Genomic DNA, 23,798 nt, shown 5'->3' on the forward strand with positions numbered 1-23,798 from the left:
GCGGCCCCCTCACGACAGCCGGTGGAACCGCGGCGCGCCGGATATCCGACCGTATCGCTCGCCCGCCCGGCGGCATCACTAAAGTGCTGTTCAGAGCGCCGGGTCCCGCGGCGCGGCAGCGAGGAGGGCCCGGAGATGCCGGAGATGATCGCGGTGTACGACGCGGTCGGACACGAGGTCGGCGCACAGGAGCGCGCCGCGGTGTACGAGCAGGGCCTCTGGCATGCCAGCGCGGGGGTGCTGGTGCGGTCGCTCGACGGGTCGAAGGTGTACGTGCACAAGCGGACCGACACCAAGGCGGTCTTCGCGGGCATGCACGACTGCCTGGCCGGCGGGGTGCTGGGGCCGGGCGAGGATCCGGCCGAGGCCGCGGTCCGCGAACTGGGCGAGGAACTGGGCATCGTGCTGGGCCCGCACGACGACCGGCCGCTGCCACTGGCCGCCGCGGCCTGGGACGGCGAGTGGGAGGGACGGCCGATGCGCTGCCACCTGTTCGCCTACGAGCTGCGCTACGACGGCCCCATCACCCATCAGCCCGAGGAGATCGTGGACGGCTGGTGGTGGAGCGACGAGGAGCTGCGCTCCTACCTGGAGGACCCGCACTGGCCGTTCGTCCCCGACACCCGGGTGCTGATCGGAGATCTGCTGCGCTGAACCGGCGTCATCGGCCGCCCGCGGGCGCGGCGCAGTCTCCCGTGGCAGGCTCGCCGCGCAGGCGTCGATCCAGCCAGTCCATGGTCGCGCCGTAGGAGCTGACATAGGCGGCGAGGTGCTCACCACCGACGATGTTCTTCGTCGCCGCCACCCCCAGCCCACACTGCTCGCGCCACAGTTCCTCGGCCTCCGACACGGGGACCCACGGATCGTGGACGCCGTGGTAGATGAACAGCGGCACACCCGATTTCCGGCCCTGCATGCTCAGCTGCTGGAACACCGATTCGGCCGCCGCGCTGTCCAGGGGCTTGTCGACCTTGGCCATGATGTCGACCGGGATGGGCGCGATCCCGAGCGCACCGAAACTGCCGCTGCAGTTGTCCTTGATCGGCGAGGTCGCCAGCCACTGCGCCGCGTGGTTCATGAGGCCGAGGATCTCCGGGTGCTCCCGGCCGAGCGCGAGCACGGTGCTGAGCAGGAACGCGGAGATGTAGGAGCCGTCGAAGGTGTGGGCGAAGCGGCGATAGTCGCTGACCAGTCCCCCGAAGCTCGCACCCGCGTAATACGGGAGCAGCTCCGGCGCGTAGTCCGACACCAGCATGGCCGCGGCGTTCGACGCGATCGCCCCGCCGGAGTAGCCGGTCGAGGCGAAACGACTGCTGCCGAACCGATCCGGGGCGAAGCCGCGCACCGCGCGCATCGAGTCCAGCACATTGTGCCCGGCGACCGACGGCTCCGAGTAGGCCATCAGCGGCCCCTCGTGGTCGGGGATGATAAGCGCATACCCGTGCTCGAGCGCCCAGGTGGTCGGTGACGGCGTGAAGTCGTTGCCGGTCGGCACCTCCATGCCGTGGGCCAGCACGTACCCGGGGGTGCACCGCTTGTTGAGCGAATTGGTGGCGGGCGCGTTCACCAGCACCGGCTGCGGCCCGGGCCCGGCCCATTCCTTCGGCGGCAGGACCAGGGTGGCGGTGCCGATCGAGGGCTCGCCCGCGGAGTTGGTGGTGCGGAACTTCAGGAGCGTGGCGCGCGAGATGCCGGTGAGGTTCAGCAGCAGCATGGTCGGCCGCGCCGAGTCCGTCACGTCCCGCGAATCCAGAATCTCACCGGGCTCGTAGCGGGCGAGATCGGCGGGCCAGGCGTCGAACAGCGGATCCCCGGTCGGCGGGGACTGCACGGCGCTCCACAACGCCGTCAGCTCGGGCGGCAGATCCTCCGGCGCCGCGACCGGCCGCGACGCGCGCGGAACCATGTTCAGCGGCGCGGGCACGTGCTCGTCGATCCACTGCTGTAGCGGATTCGGCACCCCGGCGGACGGCGCCACCACCCCGGGCGGCGGCGGATCGGTCTCCGCTCTCGCGGAGACCTGCCCCAGGGTTGTCGAAAGAACCAGAACCACTGTCACTGCGGTCAGCTGCTTCACGAGTGATCAAACTACGACATGACACCCCGAGAATGCGGGAGGCGGCCGCGGAAATGCCGAAAGCCCACCGAATCCCGCGCGATTCGATGGGCCCTCGGTTTCTTGCTACGTTCAGGCGGTCGGCTGGGTGCTACCACCGGCGCTGCCGCTGAACAGACCCGTGATGGTCTTGATCAGAACTGCAGCCAGGAAATCCTCAGCGGATCCGGTCACTTGCTACTCCTCATCTATCCATGACATGTCGGGCATGTGAATCATCCACGGTTCACAATCAAAGGGAAGGCCTTTGTCCGGGGAACTTTCAGCAACCCGACCGGAGTTACACGGTAGAACGTGTTCCATCTGCGTTTATATCGGTTTGATAAAAGTGTGATCTACATCACAATCAGTCGTGGACTGTGGCATCGGTCGCGGGCGCGAGGCGCGGCAGGACCGATTCGCCGTACGCGTCGAGGGTCGCGGTCTTGGCGTCGTGCTGCAGATAGACCGCGAACTGGTCGACGCCCAGCGCCTCGAGTTCACGCAGGCGGGCCAGGTGCTGGTCGGGGGTGCCGAGCACGCAGAACCGGTCCACGATCTCGTCGGGCACGAAATCGGCGTGGGTGTTCCCGGCGCGGCCGTGCTCGTTGTAGTCGTACCCGTGGCGGCCCGCGATGTAGTCGGTCAGCGCGGCGGGCACCTCGGAGTGCGTGCCGTAGCGGGCCACGATCTCAGCAACATGGTTGCCGACCATCCCGCCGAACCAGCGGCACTGCTCGCGCGCGTGGGCCAGGGCCTCGGGCGTGCCGTCGGTGACGTAGGCCGGGGCGGCCACGCAGAGGGTGATCTCGGCCGGATCGCGGCCCGCGCGTTCGGCGGCCGCGCGCACGCGGGCGATGGTCCAGGCGGTGATGTCGGGATCGGCGAGCTGCAGGATGAACCCGTCGCCCACCTCCCCGGCGAGTTCCAGGGCGCGCGGCCCGTATCCGGCCACCCACACCGGCAGCCGCGACCGGCTCGCCCACGGGAAGTGGATCACCGTGTCCCCGATCCGCGCGCTGCGGCCATTGCCCAATTCCCGGATGACCCCGATGGATTCGCGCAGCGTCGCCAGGTTCACGGGCCGGCCGCCCAGGGTGCGCACGGCCGAATCGCCGCGGCCGATCCCGCAGACGGTGCGATTGCCGAACATGTCGTTGAGGGTGGCGAAGGTGGACGCGGTGACCGTCCAGTCGCGGGTCGCAGGATTGGTCACCATGGGCCCGACCACGACACGCCGGGTGGCGGCGAGGATCTGGCTGTGGATGACGTACGGCTCCTGCCACAGCAGGTGCGAATCGAAGGTCCACACGTGCGAGAATCCGTGCGTCTCCGCGATTCTGGCCAGTTCGATCACCCGGGAGGCGGGCGGGTTGCACTGCAACACCACACCGATGTCCATGCCGGAACTCTCCCCTCGTAGCCGATGGGTCAGATGAGACTCTGCGACAGACCGCGTTTCAGGAATCGGCCGTGCCCGGCGCTGCCCAGGTACTGCCCGCCGTCGACGATCACCCGGCCGCGCGCGAGCACGGTGTCCACGTGGCCGTCGATCTCGAAGCCCTCGTAGGCCGAGTGGTCCATGTTCATGTGGTGGGTCTTGCCGACCCCGATGCTGGTGTGCCCGTTCGGGTCATATATCACCACATCGGCGTCCGCGCCGGGGCTGATCACACCCTTGCGCGGGTACAGCCCGAACATCCGGGCCGGGGCGGTGCAGCACACCTCCACCCATTTCTCGAGCGAGATCCGACCGTCCTTCACGCCCTGGAACATCAGGTCGAGGCGGTGTTCGACGCCGCCGATCCCATTGGGGATCTTGCTGAAATCGCCGAGCCCGAGTTCCTTCTGGTCCTTCATGCAGAACGGGCAGTGGTCGGTCGCGACGGTGGAGACGTCGCCGGTGCGGATGTAGCGCCACAGCTCGTCCTGATGCCCTTCGGCGCGGGCGCGCAGCGGGGTCGAGCACACCCATTTCGCGCCCTCGAATCCCGGTGCGGCCAGGTTCTCCTCCAGGGACAGGTACAGGTACTGCGGGCAGGTCTCGCCGAACACGTTCTGCCCCTTGCCCCGCGCCTCGGCGATCTGTTCCAGGGCCTGTTTGGCGGAGACGTGCACGACGTAGAGCGGCGCACCCGTCAACTGCGCCAGCATGATCGCGCGGTGCGTCGCCTCCTCCTCCATCTGCCACGGCCGGGTCAGGCCGTGATACACCGGGGCGGTCTCGCCGCGGGCGAGGGCCTGCGCGACGAGCACGTCGATGGCGATCCCGTTCTCCGCGTGCATCATCAGCATCGCGCCCAGGTCACCGGCGGTTTGCATGGCGCGCAGGATCTGCCCGTCGTCGGAATAGAAGACGCCCGGGTAGGCCATGAACAGTTTGAAACTGGTGACGCCCTCGGCCACCAATTCGCTCATGCCCTTCAGGGATTCGGCGTCCACCGAGCCGACGATCTGGTGGAACCCGTAGTCGATGGCGCAGCGCCCGTCCGCCTTCTCGTGCCACAGCGCGAGGCTGTCCTGCACCCGCTCCCCCGGTTTCTGCACCGCGAAGTCGACGATGGTGGTGGTGCCGCCCCACGCCGCGGCGCGGGTCCCGGTCTCGAAGGTGTCGGAGGCCTCGGTGCCGCCGAAGGGCAGCTGCATGTGGGTGTGCGGGTCGACGCCGCCGGGGATCACGTACTTGCCGGTGGCGTCGATGACGGTGTCGGCGGCCGCGGCCAGGTCGGCGCCCAGCGCGGTGGAGCCCGGCCGGACCACCGCGGCAATGGTCTCGCCGTCGATGAGGACGTCGAGGGGTTGGGTTCCGGTGGCGGACACCACGGTTCCGCCGTGGATGAAGGTGATGCTCACGGCTCCACCAGCTTTCCGTAGGCGTCGGGTCGGCGGTCGCGGTAGAAGGCCCAGCGGTCGCGCACCACCTTGATCAGGTCCATGTTCAGATCGCGCACGAGGAGTTCGGGCGCGGTGCCGGAGGCCACCTCCCCCACGAATTGGCCCTCCGGGTCGACGAAGTAGCTGGTGCCGTAGAAGTCGTCGTCCCCGTATTCCTCGATGCCCACCCGGTTGATGGCCCCGATGAAGTATTCGTTGGCCACCGCCGAGGCGGGCTGCTCGAGTTTCCACAGATAACTCGACAGGCCACGCGAGGTGGCCGAGGGGTTGAACACGATCTCCGCGCCCGCCAGGCCCAGCGCCCGCCAGCCCTCGGGGAAATGCCGGTCGTAGCAGATGTAGACGCCGATCCGGCCGACCGCGGTGTCGAAGACGGGCCAGCCCAGATTTCCGGGCCGGAAGTAGAACTTCTCCCAGAATCCGTTCACGTGTGGAATGTGGTGTTTGCGGTATTTGCCGAGATAGCTGCCGTCGGCGTCGACCACCGCCGCGGTGTTGTAGAGCAGGCCGGGCTGTTCCTGTTCGTACACCGGCAGCACCATGACCAGGCCGAGTTCGCGGGCCAGCGCCGCGAATCGCTCCACGGTCGGGCCCGGCACCGATTCGGCGTAGTCGTAGAACTTGGTGTCCTGCAATTGGCAGAAGTAGGGCCCGTAGAACAACTCCTGGAAGCAGATCACCTTCGCCCCGGCCGCGGCCGCCTGACGCGCGTAATCCTCGTGCGCCTTGATCATCGACTCTTTGTCGCCGGTCCAGCTCGTCTGCACCAGCGCCGCTCGCACATTCGCCATCTCCTGATGTTCCACCTCCCGCGATGGCGGGCAGGTAAAACACGGCGACATTTGGGGAACAGTTTCCCGGCCAGTGGGCCGGATCGAATACCGGGCGACCGAACGAGCGTTAGGAAGGGACATGGACAATCTGCCCGACCGCCTCGCCCTGCGCGAACTGACCGAGCGTTATGCGGCCCATGCCGATCGCCGCCGCGACGCCGCCATCGCCGAACTCTTCACCGAGGACGGCACATTGGTCATCGACTGGGGATCCGGCCGGCCCGCCACCACGGTCCGCGGGCGCGCCGGGATCGAGGCGGCCATGAAACCCCTCGACCGCTACCGCGTCACCCAGCACCTCATCGCGAATCAGCTGCTGGACTTCGCCGGCGACGCGGTTCGCGGCGAGACGTATTGCACCGCCTCCCATGTCTACGACGACGCCACCGGTTCCCGGATTTTCGTCATGAACATCCGCTACGCCGACACCTTCGCCCGCGACGGCGAGCGGTGGCTCTTCCGGGAACGCCGCCTGCACGTGGACTGGACCGAGGATCGCGCGCTGGTGTGATACTGATGCGCGCAGTGTCTATCGACGTTCCATGGAGGGGTACATGAACACGATCACCCGCAGCGTCACCCGGCTGGCCACGGCCGCCGTCGTCACCGGAGCCGCCTTCACCCTCGGCGCCGGCACCGCCTCGGCCGACGATTGGCCGGTCCAGCAGCCGAACAGCGCGATCTACGTCTTCGAAGCCAAGGGCTTCCTGACCCCCAGCGACCTCGACTACTGGAACCCCCTGGTCGACCGCGCCCGTCTGACCTCGCCCTTCGGCAACTCGACCCGAATCGTCTGCTCCGGTTTCCACGGCGTCACCACCAGCTGCTTCCAGGCCGACGCCGACGGCAACCCGCACCAGCTCAAGCGGCTGTCGATGAACTTCCCCAATGTCACCGGCTACCTGGCCCCCGGCGGCGGGGTCAGCCACTGGGTCTACCCGGGCTTCGTCCCCGGAAGCTGAGCCGCGGCTTCGGCTTCCCCGCAGACGAAGAGGCCCGCCTCCGAAAGGAGACGGGCCTCTTGGTTTTTCCGAACCCTACAGGTACTGACCCGTGTTGGACTCGGTGTCGATGGCACGGCTGGCGCTGGCGTTCTTCCCCGTCACCAAGGTGCGGATGTAGACGATGCGCTCGCCCTTCTTACCCGAGATGCGAGCCCAGTCATCGGGATTCGTGGTGTTGGGCAGGTCCTCGTTCTCGGAGAACTCGTCCACGATCGAATCGTAGAGATGCTGGATGCTCAGACCCGGGTTGCCGGTTTCCAGGACCGACTTGATGGCGTACTTCTTGGCCCGGTCCACGATGTTCTGGATCATGGCGCCGGAGTTGAAGTCCTTGAAGTACAGGACTTCCTTGTCACCGTTGGCGTAGGTGACCTCCAGGAAGCGGTTGTCGTCGCTCTCGGCGTACATGCGGTCCACCACGCGTTCGATGGTGGCCTGCACGCACTTGCCGCGATCGCCGTCGAACTCGTTGAGATCGTCGGAGCGCAGCGGGAGCGTCTCGGTCAGGTACTTGGAGAAGATGTCCTGCGCCGCTTCGGCATCGGGCCGCTCGATCTTGATCTTCACGTCCAGACGGCCGGGCCGCAGGATCGCGGGGTCGATCATGTCCTCGCGGTTGGAGGCGCCGATCACGATGACGTTCTCCAGGCCCTCGACACCGTCGATCTCCGAGAGCAGCTGCGGCACAACGGTGGTCTCCACGTCGGAGGAGACGCCCGAACCGCGGGTGCGGAAGATGGAGTCCATCTCGTCGAAGAACACGATCACCGGGGTGCCCTCGGACGCCTTCTCGCGGGCCCGCTGGAAGATGATCCGGATGTGGCGCTCGGTCTCACCCACGAACTTGTTGAGCAGCTCGGGGCCCTTGATGTTGAGGAAGAACGACTTGGCTTCCTTGGCGTCCTCACCGCGCGCCTCGGCGATCTTCTTGGCGAGCGAGTTGGCGACGGCCTTGGCGATCAGCGTCTTACCGCAACCGGGAGGACCGTAGAGCAGCACGCCCTTGGGCGGGCGCAGCGCGTATTCGCGGAACAGATCCTTGTGCAGGAACGGCAATTCGACGGCGTCGCGGATCTGCTCGATCTGGCGGGACAGGCCACCGATGTCCTCGTAGTTGACATCCGGGACCTCTTCCAGCACCAGGTCCTCGACCTCGGCCTTGGGGATCCGCTCGAAGGCGAAGCCGGCCTTGGTGTCGACCAGCAGCGAATCACCCGGGCGCAGTTTGCGAATCGGGCGATCCGGGTCCTCGAGGTCGTCCACGTCCACCAGCGCGGACAGCGGACCGGAGAGCCAGACCACGCGCTCCTCGTCGGCGTGCCCGACGACCAGGGCCCGGCGGCCGTCGTCGAGAATCTCACGCAGCGTGCCGATTTCGCCGATGGCGTCGAAGTGCCCAGCCTCCACCACGGTCAGCGCCTCGTTCAAGCGAACGGTCTGGCCGTAGGTGAGGGTGGTGGTGTCGATGTTCGGCGAACAGGTCAGCCGCATCTTGCGTCCGGAGGTGAACACATCGACCGTCTGATCGTCGTACACACCGATGAGAACGCCGTAGCCCGAGGGTGGCTGGCCGAGGCGATCCACTTCCTCACGGAGAGCGACCAGTTGCTGGCGCGCTTCCTTGAGGGTGTCCATCAACTTGGTGTTGCGAATCGTCAGCGAATCAACACGCGCTTCCAATTCCCGTGTGCGATCGGGCGTGTCGGCGAGTTGCCTCCGGAGTGCAGCTGCCTCGGCACGTACGGCCTCGAGTTCCCTCCAGGCTGCCGAATCCGAATGTTCGATGGGGCTCATGATGCTGCTCCTCCCAGTCCCGGTCTATCAACGCTACCGGGCTCTAACCGTTCCCGCTTTCCGACATGGTTTCGTCGTGATCACATCTAGGCTGCGGCCCACAGGCCGGACAGGCATGTTAGCCTGCCCTAACCTGTTTCCGGCGAGTTAACGCCGGCCCGAGCCGAAAGGTGCCGTTGATGCTCCTTCCCACCAGTCGTACTCCTGGTATGCGCAACGTCTCCCGGACGCTTCGTGTTTCCCTGGCTACCGTGGCGGCCCTCGCGGCCGTTACCGCAACTGTGACCGCATGTAGCTCCGACGACAAGGGTTCGTCGCCCACGAATACGTCCGTGTCGTCGGTCGCCGCCGCGCCCGCGCCGACCGCGGAGAGCCTGCAGAGCGTCCTCACGGCCTTCGCCGACCCGGCAAAACCGGCCGCCGACAAAGCCAAACTAGTCGTCGACGGCGACAAGCGTCTCGGAAATATCGAGACCATGAACCAGGGACTCGCGCATTACCAGGTCAGTTTCGCCGTCGGCGAGATCAAACAGGACGGCACCAAGGCCGACGCCAAGGTCGGCGTGACCTCCCCGCACGGCACCATGCCCGACGTCCCGATGGCTTTCCAGTACTCCGACGGCACCTGGAAGCTCTCCGACGCGGGCGCCTGCACCGTCCTCGGAATGGCCCGCGCCGCCTGCCAATAACGGCAGGCCGGCAAACCGATGGCACCCCGGGGCGGGCATCACGTGATGCCCGCGCCGAGGTGCCATCGTGCGTTCGAATCAGCCCTTGGACGGGCGGCGCTGCGGGCGCGGCGCGGTGACGCCCTCGGCCAGGCGGCGGGCCTTCACCAGGAAGGCGGTGTGGCCCTGCATGCGGTGCTCGGGGCGCACGGCCAGGCCGACCACGTGCCACGGGCGGACCATGGACTCCCACGCGGTGGGCTCGGTCCAGCAGCCCTGGCGGCGCAGACCCTCGACCACCTCGGACAGCTGCGTGGTGGTGGCCACGTAGGCCAGGAAGACACCGCCGGGGATGAGCGCCTTGGAGACCGCCTCGAGGGCCTCCCAGGGCTTGAGCATGTCCAGGACCACCCGGTCGACCTGCTCACCGGCGTACTCGGTCACATCGCCCAGGGTCAGTTCCCAGTTCTCGGGGCGTTCGCCGAAGAATCGCTCGACATTCTTGACGGCGTGCTCGGCGTGGTCCTCGCGGATCTCCCAGGAGATGACCTTGCCCTCGGGGCCGACCGCGCGCAGCAGCGAGCAGGTCAGCGCGCCCGACCCGGCCCCGGCCTCGAGCACCTTCGCGCCGGGGAACATGTCGCCCTCGTGCACGATCTGGGCGGAGTCCTTGGGGTAGATGACCGCCGCGCCGCGCGGCATGGACAGCACGTAGTCGGTGAGCAGGGGGCGCAGCGCCAGGTAGGGGGTGTTCTTGGCGGAGTTCACCACACAGCCCTCGTCGGAACCGATGAGGTCGTCGTGCTTGATGTGCCCGGCATGGGTGTGGAACTCCTTGCCCTCCTCCAGGATCACCGTGAACTTGCGCCCCTTGGCGTCGGTCAGCTGTACCCGGTCACCGATCTGGAAAGGGCCGGTCCGTCTGGCCGTCATGAAACTCCGTTCTGCGTGTTGTCGTGAAACGTGCGTCGCTGCGATTGTGCTGCGGCGAATTCGTGCGCACCTTGTCGGTGCCTGCGTTTAGCCTGCCAGGTATGTCGGTCGACGCGATCAGTACCCCGGAGACAGAGCGGTTCGCGCCGCGGGGACCCGCGCTGTCCCCTTCGCGCGCAATCGATTTCAAGCAGTGCCCGCTCAAGTACCGGCTGCGGGTGATCGATCAGATCCCCGAGCCGCCCTCGCGGGCGGCGGTGCGCGGCACGGTGGTGCACGCCGTGCTCGAGGCGCTGTTCGGGCTGCCCTCCACCGAGCGGGACGTGGCGGCCGCGGCCGCGCTCGTCGAACCCGCCTGGACCGGGGTGCGCCAGTCCCGGCCCGAGGTGGAGTCGCTGATCCCGGACGAGGAGCTGCCCGGGTTCCTGGCCGAGGTGCGCAAGCTGGTGGACGTGTACTTCCGGCTGGAGGATCCGGCCGGGTTCGAGCCCGAGTCCTGCGAGACCTTCATCGAGGCCGATCTGCCCGACGGCACCCCGCTGCGCGGCATCGTGGACCGCATCGACCGCTCGGCCGACGGTGAGCTGCACGTCATCGACTACAAGACCGGCCGCGCCCCGGGCCTGGCGTACGAGACCCGGGCGCTGTTCCAGCTGAAGTTCTACGCCCTGGTCCTGCTCCGCACCCAGGGCCGGGCCCCGGCGCAGCTGCGGCTGATGTACCTGGCCGACGGCGTCACCCTGACCTACGCCCCGGATCCGGAGGAGCTGCTGCGCTTCGAGCGGATCCTGTCGGCGCTGTGGGCGGCCATCGTCACCGCCGCCGAGACCGGCGAGTTCCCGCCCAGCCCGGGCTGGATGTGCCAGTACTGCGATTTCAAGCGACTATGCCCCGAATTCGGCGGCACGCCACCGCCTTTCCCGTCCGGTCAGGACGAGCCGGAACCCGGCCCGGCCTGACCCGGCTGCGGGATCAGAAGGCGCGGCAGGACCGGATGTCGGTGGCCAGGATGGCCTTGGCGCCCAGGTCGGCGAGCCGGTCCATGAGCTCGTTGCCGTTCTTGCGCGGCACCAGCGCGCGCACCGCGACCCAGTCGGGGTCGGTGAGCGGGGACACGGTCGGCGACTCCAGGCCGGGGGTGATCTCGACGGCCCGGTCCAGCAGCGCCTTGGGGCAGTCGTAGTCCAGCATCAGGTACTGCTGGGCGAAGACCACGCCCTGGATGCGGGCGACGAGCTGGTTGCGGGCCTTGTCGTCCTGGTCCGCGCCCTCGGCCTCGATCAGCACGCCCTCGGAGTCGCACAGCGACTCGCCGAAGGCGACCAGGTTGTGCTGGCGCAGGGTGCGGCCGGAGCCGACCACGTCGGCGATGGCGTCGGCGACGCCGAGCTGGATGGAGATCTCGACCGCGCCGTCGAGGCGGATGACCTCGGCCTCGAGGCCGCGCGCCTTCAGATCGCCCCGGACCAGGTTCGGGTAGGAGGCGGCGATGCGCTTGCCCTGCAGGTCCTCGACCTTCCATTCGCGCCCGGCGGGGGCGGCGTAGCGGAAGGTGGAGCGGCCGAAGCCCAGGGCGAGGCGCTCCTGCACCGGGGCACCGGAATCCAGGGCCAGGTCACGGCCGGTGATGCCGAGGTCGAGCTCGCCGGAGCCGACGTAGATGGCGATGTCCTTGGGCCGCAGGAAGTAGAACTCGACCTGGTTGACCGGGTCGAGCACGCTCAGTTCACGGGAGTCGGTGCGCTTGCGGTAGCCCGCCTCGGTGAGGATGCCGACGGCGGATTCGGACAGGGCGCCCTTGTTCGGGACTGCGACGCGAAGCATTGGGGAGGTCCTTTCGGAATGGGAAGGGAAGACGGGGCCGACGGGGGACGGAACGGTCGCTCCGCACGGGGTGTGCGGAGCGACCGGTGCGTCACAGATGTCGGTACACGTCCTCGAGCCGCAGCCCGCGGCCCACCATCAGCACCTGCACCCAATACAGCAGCTGCGAGATCTCCTCGGAGAGCTCGTCGTCGCTCTGGTACTCGGCCGCGATCCAGACCTCGCCGGCTTCCTCGAGCACCTTCTTGCCCTGCGCATGCACGCCGGCGTCCAGGGCGGCGACGGTGCCCGACCCCTCGGGGCGGTTGGCGGCACGATCCTGCAGCTCGGCGAACAGGGCTTCGAAAGATTTCACGGGGAGTGATTCTCTCAGACGAGCGCACACTCCCCGCAATCGGTTATACGGTGAGCAGTTCGGTGAGTTCGGCCACGGCCACCCGCAGCTGGTCGGCGAACTCGTGCATCTGCCGCGCGACGTGCTTGGGCGTGGCCAGGTAGAGGTTCCAGCGGTCGGGCAGCAGCACGTAGGCGATGCCGATGCACTTGGGGCTGGTGGAGCCGAAACCGAAGTACTGGATGTTCACCGACGGCGCGGAGCTGGTGCTCAGGTAGTCGTCGCGGGTGATGGTCCAGCCGGGGCTGTCGAAGAACGGCATCGCCTCGGTCGCGCCGAGCTGTTCGCCGCGGCGGCGCTGGATCCACTGCAGCTCCCACAGGTGCTGTTCGGGGGCCTCGCCGCGCTGGCATTCCTGAGCGCGGCGCACGTGCGCCTCGGCGGCGGTGCGCAGGGCCACCAGTTTGCGGTCCCGGTCCACGGACGGATCCTCCATGGCGGCAACGAAATCCAGCATCTCGTGGGTGATGACGCGCATGGCCTCGGTGCGGCCGTTGCGGAACTGGCGGGTGGCGATGGACTCGTAGGTCGCCCCGTTGAGGCCCTTGCTGCGGCGGTGCGCGAGCTGGTAGCTCAGCTGGGCCAGCGCGTCCGGGGAGATGCCGAGCTTCTTGGCGCGCTGGGTGCCGAAGTCGAACGACACCGTGGAGGTGGCGGTGTCGGCGGCGAACTGGGCGAACGAGGCGGCGGCCGAGGCGATCTCGGTGCGGGCCTCGGGGCCGAAGGTGAACTCGACGGGTTCGACGGCGGGCAGACCCTGCGCCTGCGCCCCGGATTGCGCGGCGTGGTCGCCGACGGGCGCTTCGAGCAGGGTGTCGACGAAGGACAGGATGGTGGTGCCGTCCAGGCCGCAGTGCTCGACATTGATGCCGGCCTCGCCGTCGGCGAAGACGATGAACGACACCGCCTTGTCGAACCAGCGGTTGCCGCTGTCGCCGTGCAGCAGCTGGTCGCAGGCGTGCAGGGTGTCGCGGGGCGCGAAGTCCTCGAGGCAGACGCAGAATAGCGCGGTCTCGATGGTCTCGAAGGCCGCGGCATTGGCGGGGCGCAGGGCGGTGTACAGCGGGGCCCAGTCGGCGCGCGCCATGGTGGTGAGGTGCCCGGCGGCGGAGTTGGTGGCGGCCCGCCGCGCCCCGGCCTTCATGACCGCGCGCAGGCCGTCGGTGAGGTCCTCGGGGGTGTGCGGGACGCCGCCGGCGCCGATGACGTCCATCCGGAACATGTTGCCGCGGTAGAAGACCACGATGTGGCGCGCTTCGGAGTGTCCGGGCCAGTCGTCGCTGTAGGGCACGCGCACGGTGTCCTGCGGTGCGCCGGGGATGCGCGTTTCAGAGAACAGGAACTTGTTCTGCGCCATATTGAGTCGCGTGCCGCGCTGGGTGGCGGGCGGGATCTCCTCGGCGTCCAGGCGCAGCTTGTAGTTCACCGCCGCCGAGATCAGGGCCGCGGCTCGTTCGCTCTGCTCGGCGCCGGTGGAGCTGGCCAGCGCGGTGTCATCGCGGAACAGGAAGAAGAAGTTGGCGTTCAACGCGATTCGGTCGCGGCGGCCCAGATAGCGGGAGGGCCAGAACTCGTCGAGCCAGCTGCCGACGCCCGGGGTGGCGTCGAAGCGCTCCAGGTCCGCGTGCAGGGTGCGGGCGGGGCCCTCGGGGCGCAGCAGGTCCTCGACGGTGGCGGCGGTGGCCGCGTACTCGTCGGAGGTCAGCAGCGGCGCGCACCAGTGCAGGAAGCGGGTGCAGCTCTCCTCCAGGGTGGGCAGCGGGACGCGGGGCAGCTGCTCGTCGAAGGCGAAGGTGCTGTCGCTCAAGGGGTGTCCTCATGGTCGATGGGGTTGGGGCAGCCTGGCTGTGCACACGTGTCACCGTCCCCCGGCGGTCACGCCACCATTCTTGCCATCGTTGCCGTCCGGGCGCCACATTTTCGCGCGAAACCGCCACGGACCGACCAGGATGTGGTTTTACTGCGCGACAACAGTTTTCATGCGGCTATCCGGTTCGTCCGAACCGACCGGTCTCGTTCACACCGGGTCGCCCAGTTCCTTCACCACCCGCGGCACCTCGTCGGCGGGCAGGTAGCACCCGGATTGTTCGAAGCCGCCGATGGTGTGGACCTTGTGGTCGGCGTACCCGATGCGCAGGAAGTCGTCACCGGCCAGACCGTGCACGGCCCAGTCGAAGGCCACCCGGGCGCGGGCGACGATGGTGCGCAGCGCCATGAGGTGGTAGCCGCGCGCCACGAATTGTGCCGGCACGCCACGCAATCCGAGGCCGAGCGGCCGGGCCAGCGCGTCGCGCCCGCCCAGATCGACCACCATGCCCAGGTCCGGATGACGGTAGGGCGAGGGCGTTTCGCCGCGCAGCGTGGCGACCAGGTTCTTGCCCAGGTGCCGTCCTTGGCGCATGGCGTGCTGCGCGGTCGGCGCGCAGACCTGACCGTCGCCTTCGACGGTGTCGGGGACGGCGGCCGCATCACCCATCGCCCATACGCCGGGCAGGCCCGGGACCGTCAGGTCGGCCTGGGCGACGATGCGGCCCTTGTCGGTTTCCGCGCCCAGATGCGCGGCCAGCGGGCTGGGCGCGACCCCGGCGGTCCACAGCACCGTGCGGGACGGGATGAATCGGCCGTTGGTGAGTTTCACGCCATTGGCGGTGACTTCCGCGGCGGAGGCGCCGGTGATGAGTTCGATGCCGCGTTCGGCCAGAATCCTTTTCGCCTCCGCGCCGAGCTTGTCGCCGAGTTCGGGCATGATGCGGTCGCCGCGGGTGACCAGGTGCCAGCGCACCATCCCCGACTCGACCTCGGGGAAGAAGCGTCCGGCGGCGGCGCGGCAGACCTTGTTGAGGACGGCGGCGGTCTCGGTTCCGGCGTAGCCCGCGCCGATGGTGACGAAGTTCAGCCGTTCCTGGTCCTCGTCGAGGCCGCCGCGCATGGCGGCGATATCCAGCTGCCGCAGTACGTGGTCGCGCAGGTACATGGCCTCGGCCAAGGTCTTCATGCCGAACCCGTGCTCCTGCAACCCCGGAACGTCCATGACGCGGGTGATGGAGCCGGGCGCCAGGACGAGATGGTCGTATTCGAGGGCGGTTTCGACACCGGAGGTGCGGGTGCGGCGCACCACCACCCGCCGGGTGCCGGGCTCCACGCCGACGGCCATGCCGGGCACCACTTCGGTGCGGCGCAGCAGCCGGCGCAGCGGCACCGACACCGAGCGCGGGTTGAGGGTGCCGGAGGCGACCTGCGGCAGCAGCGGCAGATACAGCAGTCCGGCGTCCGGCGAGACGAGTTGGACGAACGCCTCCTCGGGCCGGAGGCGTCGCTCCAGATAGCGGGCGCATTCCACGCCCGCGAATCCACCGCCGATGATCACGATCTTCGCTGGTGCCACGACTTCACCGTAGCTCGCCCCGCCCGTTTCGAGGTGAATCCCGCGATTTCCGGGTCCGCGGGATCAGTCTTCGCGCTCGGTACCGGGTTTCGGCCGCGACAGGTACAGCTGGGCGTAGAGCCAGCCGTCGGATTCGGCGTCGGCGGTGTCGATTCCCTTGTCCGCCAGGGCGTTCAGCACCCGCGCCTGTTCGTCCGGGGAGGCGAAGCGGCGCTGCCGGTACGCGCCGGGGGCCCGTTCGGTGTGGTAGCCGAGGGTCTCCAGGTGGGCGGCGATCGGGTCGAAGGCGAACATCCGCAGCACGAAATGCGCCATCCACGGGAGTTTCCCGCCGTGGGCGCGGGCCACCCGCAGCAGGGTGTGCTCGGTGATGTAGCCGACGCAGCCGGTGGAGATGATCAGGTCGGCCCCGGCCAGCGTCTGCCGCTGGGCTTCGGTGGGTTCGGCCGATTCCAGGTCGGCGTGCACGACCTCGTCGAGGAAGCCCGCGGCGTGGCCGTAGTCGAGGGCGGGGCGGGAGGCGTCCATGCCGATGAAGCGGACTCCGGGCAGCCGGTCGCCGGAGCGCAGCAGGGTGCGGTCCCGGTCGATCAGGGCGGCGGTGTCGTCGCCGTCGCGGCCGCGGTAGTGCCCGGACAGTTCGGTCATGGTGGTGTCGAGACGCAGCAGGGCCGCGTTGACGCCGTAGGAGCAGCCGAGGTCGAGGACCGCGGGGGCTGCGATGCCGGTGGCGGACCGGTATTCGTCGAGCAGTTTCTGGAAGTGCGGCTTCGCCAATTCCGGTATCTGGTAGTCCAATTCGGCCATGCGGGCGTAGTACTGGCGGGGATCGGGCCGATCGTAGATGTCGTCGAAGGAGGCTTTTCCGGTGGAACTGTGCAACGAAACCGGCACGCGCTGGTCCCCTCTCAGTCGAGCAATCGGTCGCCGCGGATCTCGCCGACCGCCAGATGATCCGGCGTCACCCGCCCGAACAGCTGCCGGGTCCGTTCGGCGGTGCCGATCAGTCCCGGACTGTCGCTGTAGGCGAAGATCGCCGAATGCCGTTGCACCGCACCGTGTACCGGTGCGACCCGGTGCAACGAGAACCTTCCCTGGAACAACTGCAGGTCGCCGGGCCGCAGGGCCAGCCGGCGGATGAACCGTTCCCCGTCGCCGGTGAGCACGGCGCGCACGTCGGCGAAGTTCTCCGCCTCCCGCGACCGGATGCCCGGGCAGTACTCGAACACCCCACCGTCTTCCGGCTCCTGGGTGAGCATGCTGACGGTGAATTCGTTGGTGTCGAAGTGCCACGGATGCGACTGGCCCGGCGCGACCACATTGAGGCACAGTCCCGCCAGCGGATCGCTGTACTCGTGTAGTTCGGCCAGCCCGAAGCAGTCGGCCACGAACCGCTGGAACCGGGTGTCGACGTAGAGCCGATGGATCAGCGCCTCACGCGGAATGAGATCCCGTGCGACGAAAGCGTTTCCACGCTGCAGCACGATCCGCCCCGGATGATCGGTGGGCAGCCCCGCGTCGAAGGGAATGTTGTACGCGTTGACGTTCTCGACGGTGTAGTGCGCCCGCGGAGCCAGCTCCTCCCCTTCGCTCCGCAGCGTCTCCACCAGGTCGGGCCGGATGAACCCGCGCAGGACGCAACATCCCCCCGCCGCCAGCTCGGCCCGCGCCCCCTCCACCGCCCGCAGCCACCCGTCACTCCCCGGCGAATCCAGTGGATACCGCCCGACATCCACCCCCGGTACGCTCCCCTGCCCAACCGCAACCATGGGCCCATTCTTACGAACCGACCGCCCGACACGCCCGAAAAGCTCCTCGATTGTGAATTGCCACTTTTCCTGCGCCCCACCAGTTTTGATGTGGTATTGGCACCGCAGGGCAACGTGTCGCACACCGTTTGACAACCGCGTTCAGAGGGGTACACCGGTTAGTGAGAGGACCGGTCGCATGGGCAGTCACGGATCGTGGGAGACCGTCAACCGGGCACTGAATCGGGTGTCCGGGCCGGGGAAGCGCGGGACCGAGTGGACGACCTATCTGTGCCCGGTGCACGAGGCGGACGGGCGTCGGCATCGGGCCTCGCTGGGGGTGGTCTACAACCTGTCGAGGCAACGGACGGTCGTGCGGTGCTTCGCCGGATGCTCGGATGTGGAGGTGCTGGCGCGCATCGGATTGCGGGTGCGGGATCTGTTCGACGCGCCCCCGGAGCCGAGGACGGGACAGCGGCGGAGCGCACCGGAGCCGGCCGTGGCGGATCGGGCGATTCTCGCTGCGGGGCTGGCGCTTTCGGTGCATCGGAAGGACGTCGGGCCGCCGATCGGGAGGCCGCGGCGAATGGCGGCGTACGTGTATCGGTGGCCGGACGGGAGTGCCGCCGGGTGCGTCGTGCGGGTGCGGACGTTGCATCGGCAGGGGTATGTGAAGTCGTTCTATCAGCGGCGGCTGACCGAGAACGGATGGGAATTCGGAGGTTTCGCGCGGCTGCCGTTCCATCTGCCGGAGGTGATCGAGGCGGTGGCGGAGGGGCGGGACATCTTCGTGTGCGAGGGCGAGGCGGATGTGTTGACCGCGACGCGGGCGGGGTTGACGGCCACCTGCAATGCCGGGGGTGCGAGCGGGTGGTATCGGGAGCACGCGGAGTGGCTGCGGGGCGCGCGCCGGGTGTGGGTGGTGGCGGATCGCGATGCGCCCGGGTATCGGCACGCGGCGCGCGTGGCGGAGTCGCTGGTCGATGCGGTGGCCCGGGTGCGCGTGGTGCAGGCGCGGGACGGGAAGGATCTGACCGATCACTGCAATGCGGGGCATCTGGTGTCGGAGTTGGATCCGGTTCCGGTGCTGGACGCGCATTTTCGCGGGGAGTGAGTCAGCCGGCGGTGGTGACGGCGCGCTGGTAGCGGGTGATCAGGGTGCGCAGGGCGGTGACCAGTTCCGGGGAGTCGACGATGTCGAAGTCGGCGTCCAGCAGGCCCAGGTAGAGGGCGAGCATCTCGGGGTGGTCGGAGCCGGGCTCGAAGGCGCAGCGCCGCTCGTCGAGTTCCTCGATGTCGATGGGGATCGGGATGCGGGCGCGGACGTGGGCGGCGGGCGCGTGCACGATGACACGGGCACGGAAATGCCAGGTGGCGGAGCCGATTCCGCGTTCGACGAAGGCGGCGATCTCCGGATCGGGCGGCAGCGGGCGCGGGGTGAAGCGGGGGCCCGCGGGGGTGCGGGGGTCCATGCGATCGACACGGAAGGTGCGCCAGTCGTCGCGGTCGAGGTCCCAGGCCAGCAGGTACCAGCGCTGGCGGTGGTTGACCAGGCGGTAGGGCTCGACCGAACGGCGGGAGGCGGCGCCGCCGTGGGTGCGGTAGTCGAAGCGGAGGCGTTCGTGGTCGCGGCAGGCGGCGGCGATCGTGGTGAGCGCGTCGGGGCTCACGCGCGGACCGCGCAGCGGGACGGACAGGGCGTGCTGGAAGGCGCTCACACGGTGACGCAGTCGCGACGGGAGGATCTGCTGGAGTTTGGTCAGCGCCCGCAGTGAGATCTCCTCGATACCGAGGATGGAACCGCTTGCCGCGGTGCGTAATCCGATCGCCACGGCGACGGCCTCGTCATCGTCGAGCAGCAGCGGCGGCAGCGCCCCGTCGTGCCCGAGGCGGTAGCCGCCGTCCACGCCGGGCCGCGCCTCCACCGGATACCCGAGTTCGCGCAACCGGTCCATGTCCTTGCGGATGGTGCGCGCGGTGACCTCGAGGCGGGCGGCGAGTTCGGACCCGGTCCAGTCCCGGCGGGATTGCAGCAGCGAGAGCAGTCGCAGCAGGCGGGCGGAGGTTTCCAACATGCGCCGATCCTATCCGCCTATTGCGGAACGAACCGTTCCTCAATTGCTCCTACCGTGGGTGCCAAGCGCAAGATGAAGAGCCTCGGAAGAGATCTTCCCAGTGATCGGAACACCTTTATGAGCACCGAGATTCACCCCTTCCACCTCGATGTCCCCCAGTCCGAGATCGACTATCTGCACGATCGTCTGGATCGCGCCCGCTGGGCCGCCCAGCTGCCCGGCACCGGCGGGGAGCGCGGCATCCCCGAGGCCCGGCTGCGTGAGCTCGCCCGGTACTGGCGCACCGAATTCGATTGGCGGGCACAGGAAGCGAAGCTCAACGCCTTCCCCCAGTTCACCACCGAGATCGACGGCCAGAACATCCACTTCCTGCACGTCCGCTCGCCGCGCCCGGATGCCCGCCCACTGCTGATCACCCACGGATTCCCGAGCTCGGTCGCCGAATTCCTGAGCCTGATCGGCCTGCTCACCGATCCGGCCGAGGGCCCGGCCTTCCACGTGATCGCCCCCTCGCTGCCCGGATACGCCCTGTCCACTCCGCTGTCGGGAACCGGCTGGACCATGGCGCGCACCGCCCGCGCGTGGATCGAGCTGATGGCCCGCCTGGGTTACGACCGCTACGGGGTGCACGGCGGCGATGTGGGCAGCGGGGTGTCGGGTCTGGTCGCGGCGCTGGACGGCGAGCATGTGACCGGCGTGCACGTGGTCACCGATCCGCTCACCGCCGCGAATGTCGCCACCTTCCTGCCGGGCATGGCGGAGGGCCTGGACCCGAACGATCCGGTGGACAAGGTGGTCCTGGATCGGATGGACGCCTTCCGCCGGGAGGGCTCGGGCTATCTGGCGATCCAGAACTCCCGCCCGCAGACCATCGGGTACGGCCTGGTGGATTCGCCGCTGCTGCAATTGGCTTGGATCGCCGAGAAGTTCGAGGCGTGGACCGATCTGCCGATCGACCGCGATCAGCTGCTGACCACGATCAGCCTGTACTGGTTCACCGGTTCGGGCGTCTCGGCCGCGCACACGCTCTACGAGCAGGCGCATTCCTCGGAGTGGGGTGCGCCGCCCGCGGTGCCGCAGGGCTTCGCCATCTTCGGCGCGGACGAGACCGTGCGCCGGGTCGTCCCGGCCCCGGCCGATGCCCACTGGTCGGAATTCGAACGCGGCCTGCACTTCCCGGCCATGGAGGACCCGGCCGGCCTGGCCACCGATCTCCAGGCCTTCTTCGGCCCCTTGCGCTGAGCCCGCTCAGGTGGCGGCGATGCGCCGATCCAGTTCCGCGATCAGGCGTTTCGCCGCCACCATCCGGTAGGCGTCATCGACGATCTCGGTGATCTCGTCCCAGTCCACGTCGACGTCCAGATACACCCCGAGCCATCCGCGATGGCCCACGTACGGCGGCCGGTAGAACCGTCCGGGCCCGGCCGCCACCAGTTCCGCCTGCACCCCGGCCGGTGCGGCGCACCAGAATCCGACCCGTTCGTCGTGGTGGTGGTCGGCGAACATGACGAACAGCTTCTTCCCGCCCGCGAACCACGCGGGTTCGCCGTGGCTGACGCGTTCGCTCACCTCGGGCAGCCCGGCGCACACGCCGCGCAGCGATTCCAGCACCCTGTCCATATCCGCAGGGTAGGCGACCCGGCCCGGCCCGCCTTGGACGAATGGGAACGGGTCAGGAATTCGCGCGCACGAGGTCCTTCAGGTGCGCGAGTTCGAGCCCGACCAGGCTGTCGCGGAAGGTGCGGCCGGGCGCGTCCGGGACCGGGACCTCGCACGGCACCACCAGCAGCGCACATCCGGCTTCCTGCGCGGCGATCGATCCGGTCGGCGAATCCTCGATGGCCACGGTGAATTCCGGTGTGACACTCAGCAGTTGCGCGGCCCGCAGGTACACGTCCGGCGCGGGTTTGCCGTGCGGCACCTCGTCGGCGCACACGGTGGCCCCGAAGTACTCACGACCGATGGTGTCGAGCCCGTACTCCGCCAGCGACCGCTTGGTATTGGTCACCAAGGCCATCGGCACCCCGGCCGCCCGCAGCAGATCGAGGGCTTCCCGCGCACCCGGCCGCCACGGCACCGGCCCCTGGAACAGCTCGGTCACCCGCGCTTCCATCCACTCCGAGGCCCGTTCGACCGCCTCGGGGGTGTGCTCGATGCCCAGCCCCTCGAACAAGATGCGGTACGCGTTCGGGCCGGACGCCCCGATCAGCGCGTGCCGCACCGCGTCGGTCAGCTCGCGCCCGTACTCCCCCGCCAGCTCCCGCAGTGCCATGTCCCAGAGCTTCTCCGAGTCCAGCAGCGTTCCGTCCATATCCCACAACACCGCGTCCAACCGCGCCACCGACCCGAGCTCCTTCCGCACACCCACATCCAGGAGCGACCGCGGAACGCGGCGCACCGGCCCCGCCGCGCGCGGAGCCGGTCCAGCCTATCGGGGCTCGATCACCAGCCCCGGGCCCGCGGTCTACAGGCCCGACGCCGCGATCGTCAGATGCCCGCCCGAGGAGTCGGTCTGGATCCAGCGATTCTCGGAGGACACCTGCCCCGACTTCGACACATAAGTGAGCGCGACCACCGCGCGATTGTCGCCCTGCGGCGTCACCGCGCCCACGCTCACCGCGCGAATGCCGCCCCAGAACTGCGCGTAGCTGTTGTAGCCGCCGGTCGACGCCTGATAGCCGGGCGACAGCATCGACCACGCGCCGCTGACATTGCCGGGCAGCATGCCGTAGTAGCCCTGGATGAACGAGGCGACCGAGGCGGCGGACGGCGGACCGGCCGGCGTCGTAGTGGGCGGGGTCGTCGTCGGATGCGCCGAGGAACTCGGGGCCGCGGACGAGGACGCGGCGGGCGTGGTGGCCGGGGCCTGGGTGGCCGCACCGCTGTTGCGGGTGGGCTGCTGCCCGCCGTCGGCCGGGCCCAGGTTCTCCGGCGAGGTGGCCGGGATCGACGCCGGGGCCGAACCGCCCTGGTCCGCCTGCGGCGTGCCGCCGCCACCACCGTTGTTGACCGCCAGGGCGATCACGACGGCCAGCACGATCGCGCCGACGACGCCGACCGCCACCAACACCAGCTGACGCGGATTGCGTTCCCCGCCAACGCTCCGCACACCCGAGCCGATTCCCGGCGGTGGCACGGTGCCACGCCCACCCGTCGACATGTCGACGTGCATGGTGGGGTCGGCCGCATTGCTCGGCGCACCCGTCCGCGAGCCCGGCAGCACGGTCGTGGCCGCCGAAGCGTCCACGGCGGCAACGGCATTCACCGACGGCAGCACCTTGGTCGGCTGGACCGGAACCGCCGGAGCCCGCCCGTCGGCGACCGCGTGCAGCCGTTCGGCGGCCTGCTCCATGGTGGGCCGGTCGGCCCCGTCGGCGGCGAGCAGATCCATCAACACCGGCGCGAGGGTCGCGGCGTGCGCGGGCCGCGGCACCTGCGCCCGCGCCACCGAATGCAGTACCGCGAGGGGGTTGTCGCCCTCGCCGAAGGGCGGCTTGCCTTCCACGGCCGCGTACAGCGTCGAGCCCAGGGCGAAGACGTCGGAGGTCGGTTCCGGGTTCTCCCCGCGCGCCACCTCGGGCGAGAGGTAGGCGGGAGTGCCCGCCAGGAACCCCGTCGAGGTGACGGTCACGTCGCCGGTGGCCCGGGAGATGCCGAAGTCGGTGATCTTCACCGTCCCGTCGTCGGCGACAAGGATATTGGCGGGCTTCACATCGCGGTGCACGATGCCGGCCTTGTGGGCCGCGGCCAGCGCCTCGGCGACCTTGGCCCCGATCCGCGCGACCTCGACCGGCGGCAGCTGCCCCTTCTCCCGCATGCGCGCGGCCAGGCTGGCCGCGTTCACGTACTCCATGACCAGCCAGGGCTGGCCGTCCTCCTCGGCCACGTCGAACACGGTGACGGCGTTGGGGTGGTGCAGGCGCGCGGCGATGCGCCCCTCACGCATCGCCCGCATCCTGGCCTCGACGGCCTGCGACCGGGTCAGGCCCGGCGTCAGCAGCAGCTGCTTGACCGCGACGGTGCGTCGCAGCCGAACGTCGGTCGCGCGCCACACGACCCCCATCGCACCGGTGCCGATCGGATCCGTTAGTCGGTACCGCCCCGCAATCAGCCGGTCTGAGCTCATGTGGTTGTACCCCTCCTGCTGGCT

The 23,798-nt window shown here is 69.0% G+C and carries 23 protein-coding genes; 7 read left to right on the forward strand and 16 right to left on the reverse strand.

Features of this window, described 5'->3' with window-relative positions; translation table 11 throughout:
• Nucleotides 1–135: 135 nt before the first annotated feature.
• Nucleotides 136–654 (forward strand): NUDIX domain-containing protein, encoded by a 519-nt coding sequence (locus ACWEOI_RS14010; protein WP_433666083.1) that lies wholly within the window; start codon nucleotides 136–138, stop codon nucleotides 652–654.
• A 7-nt stretch (nucleotides 655–661) separates the two neighbouring features.
• Here ACWEOI_RS14010 and ACWEOI_RS14015 read toward each other — a convergent pair whose 3' ends face one another.
• From ACWEOI_RS14015 to ACWEOI_RS14030, 4 genes are all read right to left on the reverse strand, one after another.
• Nucleotides 662–2,059 (reverse strand): lipase family protein, encoded by a 1,398-nt coding sequence (locus tag ACWEOI_RS14015; RefSeq protein ID WP_452359833.1) that lies wholly within the window; start codon nucleotides 2,057–2,059, stop codon nucleotides 662–664.
• 403 nt (nucleotides 2,060–2,462) lie between these two features.
• Nucleotides 2,463–3,497 (reverse strand): TIGR03842 family LLM class F420-dependent oxidoreductase, encoded by a 1,035-nt coding sequence (locus ACWEOI_RS14020; RefSeq protein WP_433666085.1) that lies wholly within the window; start codon nucleotides 3,495–3,497, stop codon nucleotides 2,463–2,465.
• Nucleotides 3,498–3,526: 29 nt separating this feature from the next.
• Nucleotides 3,527–4,948: a dihydropyrimidinase gene (gene hydA / locus ACWEOI_RS14025; protein WP_452359834.1), complete on the reverse strand. Its 1,422-nt coding sequence runs from the start codon at nucleotides 4,946–4,948 to the stop codon at nucleotides 3,527–3,529.
• On the reverse strand, nucleotides 4,945–5,781 hold the full coding sequence (locus tag ACWEOI_RS14030) for a nitrilase-related carbon-nitrogen hydrolase (RefSeq protein ID WP_452359835.1): 837 nt from the start codon (nucleotides 5,779–5,781) through the stop codon (nucleotides 4,945–4,947). The genes hydA and ACWEOI_RS14030 overlap by 4 nt, the downstream gene beginning before the upstream one ends.
• A gap of 121 nt (nucleotides 5,782–5,902) precedes the next feature.
• Here ACWEOI_RS14030 and ACWEOI_RS14035 point away from each other — a divergent pair, with 121 nt between their 5' ends.
• Together ACWEOI_RS14035 and ACWEOI_RS14040 are read left to right on the forward strand one after the other, a co-directional pair.
• Nucleotides 5,903–6,334, forward strand: coding sequence for a nuclear transport factor 2 family protein (locus ACWEOI_RS14035; RefSeq protein WP_452359836.1), 432 nt, complete (start codon nucleotides 5,903–5,905; stop codon nucleotides 6,332–6,334).
• A gap of 43 nt (nucleotides 6,335–6,377) precedes the next feature.
• The gene (locus ACWEOI_RS14040; protein ID WP_433666089.1) at nucleotides 6,378–6,785 is read left to right on the forward strand and encodes a hypothetical protein; all 408 of its coding nucleotides are present in this window, start codon (nucleotides 6,378–6,380) and stop codon (nucleotides 6,783–6,785) included.
• A 75-nt stretch (nucleotides 6,786–6,860) separates the two neighbouring features.
• On the opposite strand, the gene arc is transcribed toward ACWEOI_RS14040, so the two are convergent.
• Nucleotides 6,861–8,621: a proteasome ATPase gene (gene arc, locus ACWEOI_RS14045; RefSeq protein WP_357085391.1), complete on the reverse strand. Its 1,761-nt coding sequence runs from the start codon at nucleotides 8,619–8,621 to the stop codon at nucleotides 6,861–6,863.
• A 332-nt stretch (nucleotides 8,622–8,953) separates the two neighbouring features.
• Here arc and ACWEOI_RS14050 point away from each other — a divergent pair, with 332 nt between their 5' ends.
• Complete coding sequence (locus tag ACWEOI_RS14050; protein ID WP_452359837.1) at nucleotides 8,954–9,310, forward strand: hypothetical protein; 357 nt, start codon at nucleotides 8,954–8,956, stop codon at nucleotides 9,308–9,310.
• A gap of 78 nt (nucleotides 9,311–9,388) precedes the next feature.
• Here the strand turns inward: ACWEOI_RS14050 and ACWEOI_RS14055 are convergent, their stop codons facing one another.
• Nucleotides 9,389–10,222, reverse strand: a complete 834-nt coding sequence (locus ACWEOI_RS14055; RefSeq protein WP_433666091.1) for a methyltransferase domain-containing protein — start codon at nucleotides 10,220–10,222, stop codon at nucleotides 9,389–9,391.
• A 101-nt stretch (nucleotides 10,223–10,323) separates the two neighbouring features.
• On the opposite strand from ACWEOI_RS14055, the gene ACWEOI_RS14060 reads away from it, so the two are divergent.
• A complete protein-coding gene (locus tag ACWEOI_RS14060; RefSeq protein ID WP_452359838.1) occupies nucleotides 10,324–11,181 on the forward strand; it encodes a RecB family exonuclease in 858 nt (285 codons plus the stop codon).
• Between the two features lie 13 nt (nucleotides 11,182–11,194).
• On the opposite strand, the gene hisG is transcribed toward ACWEOI_RS14060, so the two are convergent.
• The 6 genes from hisG to ACWEOI_RS14090 form a co-directional block, all read right to left on the reverse strand.
• Nucleotides 11,195–12,046, reverse strand: coding sequence for an ATP phosphoribosyltransferase (gene hisG / locus ACWEOI_RS14065; protein ID WP_433666093.1), 852 nt, complete (start codon nucleotides 12,044–12,046; stop codon nucleotides 11,195–11,197).
• A 91-nt stretch (nucleotides 12,047–12,137) separates the two neighbouring features.
• Nucleotides 12,138–12,401, reverse strand: coding sequence for a phosphoribosyl-ATP diphosphatase (locus tag ACWEOI_RS14070; RefSeq protein ID WP_357085381.1), 264 nt, complete (start codon nucleotides 12,399–12,401; stop codon nucleotides 12,138–12,140).
• Nucleotides 12,402–12,444: 43 nt separating this feature from the next.
• On the reverse strand, nucleotides 12,445–14,247 hold the full coding sequence (locus ACWEOI_RS14075; protein WP_433666094.1) for a choline/carnitine O-acyltransferase: 1,803 nt from the start codon (nucleotides 14,245–14,247) through the stop codon (nucleotides 12,445–12,447).
• Between the two features lie 210 nt (nucleotides 14,248–14,457).
• Nucleotides 14,458–15,825, reverse strand: a complete 1,368-nt coding sequence (locus tag ACWEOI_RS14080; RefSeq protein ID WP_433666095.1) for an FAD-dependent oxidoreductase — start codon at nucleotides 15,823–15,825, stop codon at nucleotides 14,458–14,460.
• 63 nt (nucleotides 15,826–15,888) lie between these two features.
• Nucleotides 15,889–16,719, reverse strand: coding sequence for a class I SAM-dependent methyltransferase (locus tag ACWEOI_RS14085; protein WP_452359839.1), 831 nt, complete (start codon nucleotides 16,717–16,719; stop codon nucleotides 15,889–15,891).
• A gap of 14 nt (nucleotides 16,720–16,733) precedes the next feature.
• Entirely contained in the window at nucleotides 16,734–17,594 is an 861-nt protein-coding gene (locus tag ACWEOI_RS14090) for a HalD/BesD family halogenase (RefSeq protein WP_452359840.1), read from the reverse strand.
• A gap of 178 nt (nucleotides 17,595–17,772) precedes the next feature.
• Between ACWEOI_RS14090 and ACWEOI_RS14095 the strand changes: the two genes are divergently transcribed.
• Nucleotides 17,773–18,687, forward strand: a complete 915-nt coding sequence (locus tag ACWEOI_RS14095) for a toprim domain-containing protein (RefSeq protein WP_452359841.1) — start codon at nucleotides 17,773–17,775, stop codon at nucleotides 18,685–18,687.
• Between the two features lies 1 nt (nucleotide 18,688).
• Here ACWEOI_RS14095 and ACWEOI_RS14100 read toward each other — a convergent pair whose 3' ends face one another.
• Nucleotides 18,689–19,648: a helix-turn-helix transcriptional regulator gene (locus ACWEOI_RS14100; protein ID WP_452359842.1), complete on the reverse strand. Its 960-nt coding sequence runs from the start codon at nucleotides 19,646–19,648 to the stop codon at nucleotides 18,689–18,691.
• Between the two features lie 117 nt (nucleotides 19,649–19,765).
• Here ACWEOI_RS14100 and ACWEOI_RS14105 point away from each other — a divergent pair, with 117 nt between their 5' ends.
• Nucleotides 19,766–20,890 (forward strand): epoxide hydrolase family protein, encoded by a 1,125-nt coding sequence (locus tag ACWEOI_RS14105; protein WP_452359843.1) that lies wholly within the window; start codon nucleotides 19,766–19,768, stop codon nucleotides 20,888–20,890.
• Nucleotides 20,891–20,896: 6 nt separating this feature from the next.
• On the opposite strand, the gene ACWEOI_RS14110 is transcribed toward ACWEOI_RS14105, so the two are convergent.
• The 3 genes from ACWEOI_RS14110 to ACWEOI_RS14120 form a co-directional block, all read right to left on the reverse strand.
• Nucleotides 20,897–21,268 (reverse strand): MmcQ/YjbR family DNA-binding protein, encoded by a 372-nt coding sequence (locus ACWEOI_RS14110; protein ID WP_452359844.1) that lies wholly within the window; start codon nucleotides 21,266–21,268, stop codon nucleotides 20,897–20,899.
• 52 nt (nucleotides 21,269–21,320) lie between these two features.
• Nucleotides 21,321–22,010, reverse strand: coding sequence for an HAD family hydrolase (locus ACWEOI_RS14115; protein WP_452359845.1), 690 nt, complete (start codon nucleotides 22,008–22,010; stop codon nucleotides 21,321–21,323).
• A 102-nt stretch (nucleotides 22,011–22,112) separates the two neighbouring features.
• Nucleotides 22,113–23,774: a serine/threonine-protein kinase gene (locus ACWEOI_RS14120; protein ID WP_452359846.1), complete on the reverse strand. Its 1,662-nt coding sequence runs from the start codon at nucleotides 23,772–23,774 to the stop codon at nucleotides 22,113–22,115.
• Between the last annotated feature and the right edge of the window lie 24 nt (nucleotides 23,775–23,798).

Source organism: Nocardia sp. NPDC004340, from assembly GCF_053602575.1.

Coding starts and splice junctions, on each gene's coding strand:
- ACWEOI_RS14035 (WP_452359836.1), top strand. CDS start 5,903: ATGGACAATCTGCCCGACCGCCTCGCCCTGCGCGAACTGACCGAGCGT.
- ACWEOI_RS14020 (WP_433666085.1), bottom strand. CDS start 3,497: ATGGACATCGGTGTGGTGTTGCAGTGCAACCCGCCCGCCTCCCGGGTG.
- ACWEOI_RS14120 (WP_452359846.1), bottom strand. CDS start 23,774: ATGAGCTCAGACCGGCTGATTGCGGGGCGGTACCGACTAACGGATCCG.
- ACWEOI_RS14040 (WP_433666089.1), top strand. CDS start 6,378: ATGAACACGATCACCCGCAGCGTCACCCGGCTGGCCACGGCCGCCGTC.
- ACWEOI_RS14100 (WP_452359842.1), bottom strand. CDS start 19,648: ATGTTGGAAACCTCCGCCCGCCTGCTGCGACTGCTCTCGCTGCTGCAA.
- ACWEOI_RS14030 (WP_452359835.1), bottom strand. CDS start 5,781: ATGGCGAATGTGCGAGCGGCGCTGGTGCAGACGAGCTGGACCGGCGAC.
- ACWEOI_RS14010 (WP_433666083.1), top strand. CDS start 136: ATGCCGGAGATGATCGCGGTGTACGACGCGGTCGGACACGAGGTCGGC.
- ACWEOI_RS14095 (WP_452359841.1), top strand. CDS start 17,773: ATGGGCAGTCACGGATCGTGGGAGACCGTCAACCGGGCACTGAATCGG.
- ACWEOI_RS14110 (WP_452359844.1), bottom strand. CDS start 21,268: ATGGACAGGGTGCTGGAATCGCTGCGCGGCGTGTGCGCCGGGCTGCCC.
- ACWEOI_RS14090 (WP_452359840.1), bottom strand. CDS start 17,594: ATGGTTGCGGTTGGGCAGGGGAGCGTACCGGGGGTGGATGTCGGGCGG.
- hisG (WP_433666093.1), bottom strand. CDS start 12,046: ATGCTTCGCGTCGCAGTCCCGAACAAGGGCGCCCTGTCCGAATCCGCC.
- ACWEOI_RS14055 (WP_433666091.1), bottom strand. CDS start 10,222: ATGACGGCCAGACGGACCGGCCCTTTCCAGATCGGTGACCGGGTACAG.
- ACWEOI_RS14105 (WP_452359843.1), top strand. CDS start 19,766: ATGAGCACCGAGATTCACCCCTTCCACCTCGATGTCCCCCAGTCCGAG.
- ACWEOI_RS14060 (WP_452359838.1), top strand. CDS start 10,324: ATGTCGGTCGACGCGATCAGTACCCCGGAGACAGAGCGGTTCGCGCCG.
- arc (WP_357085391.1), bottom strand. CDS start 8,621: ATGAGCCCCATCGAACATTCGGATTCGGCAGCCTGGAGGGAACTCGAG.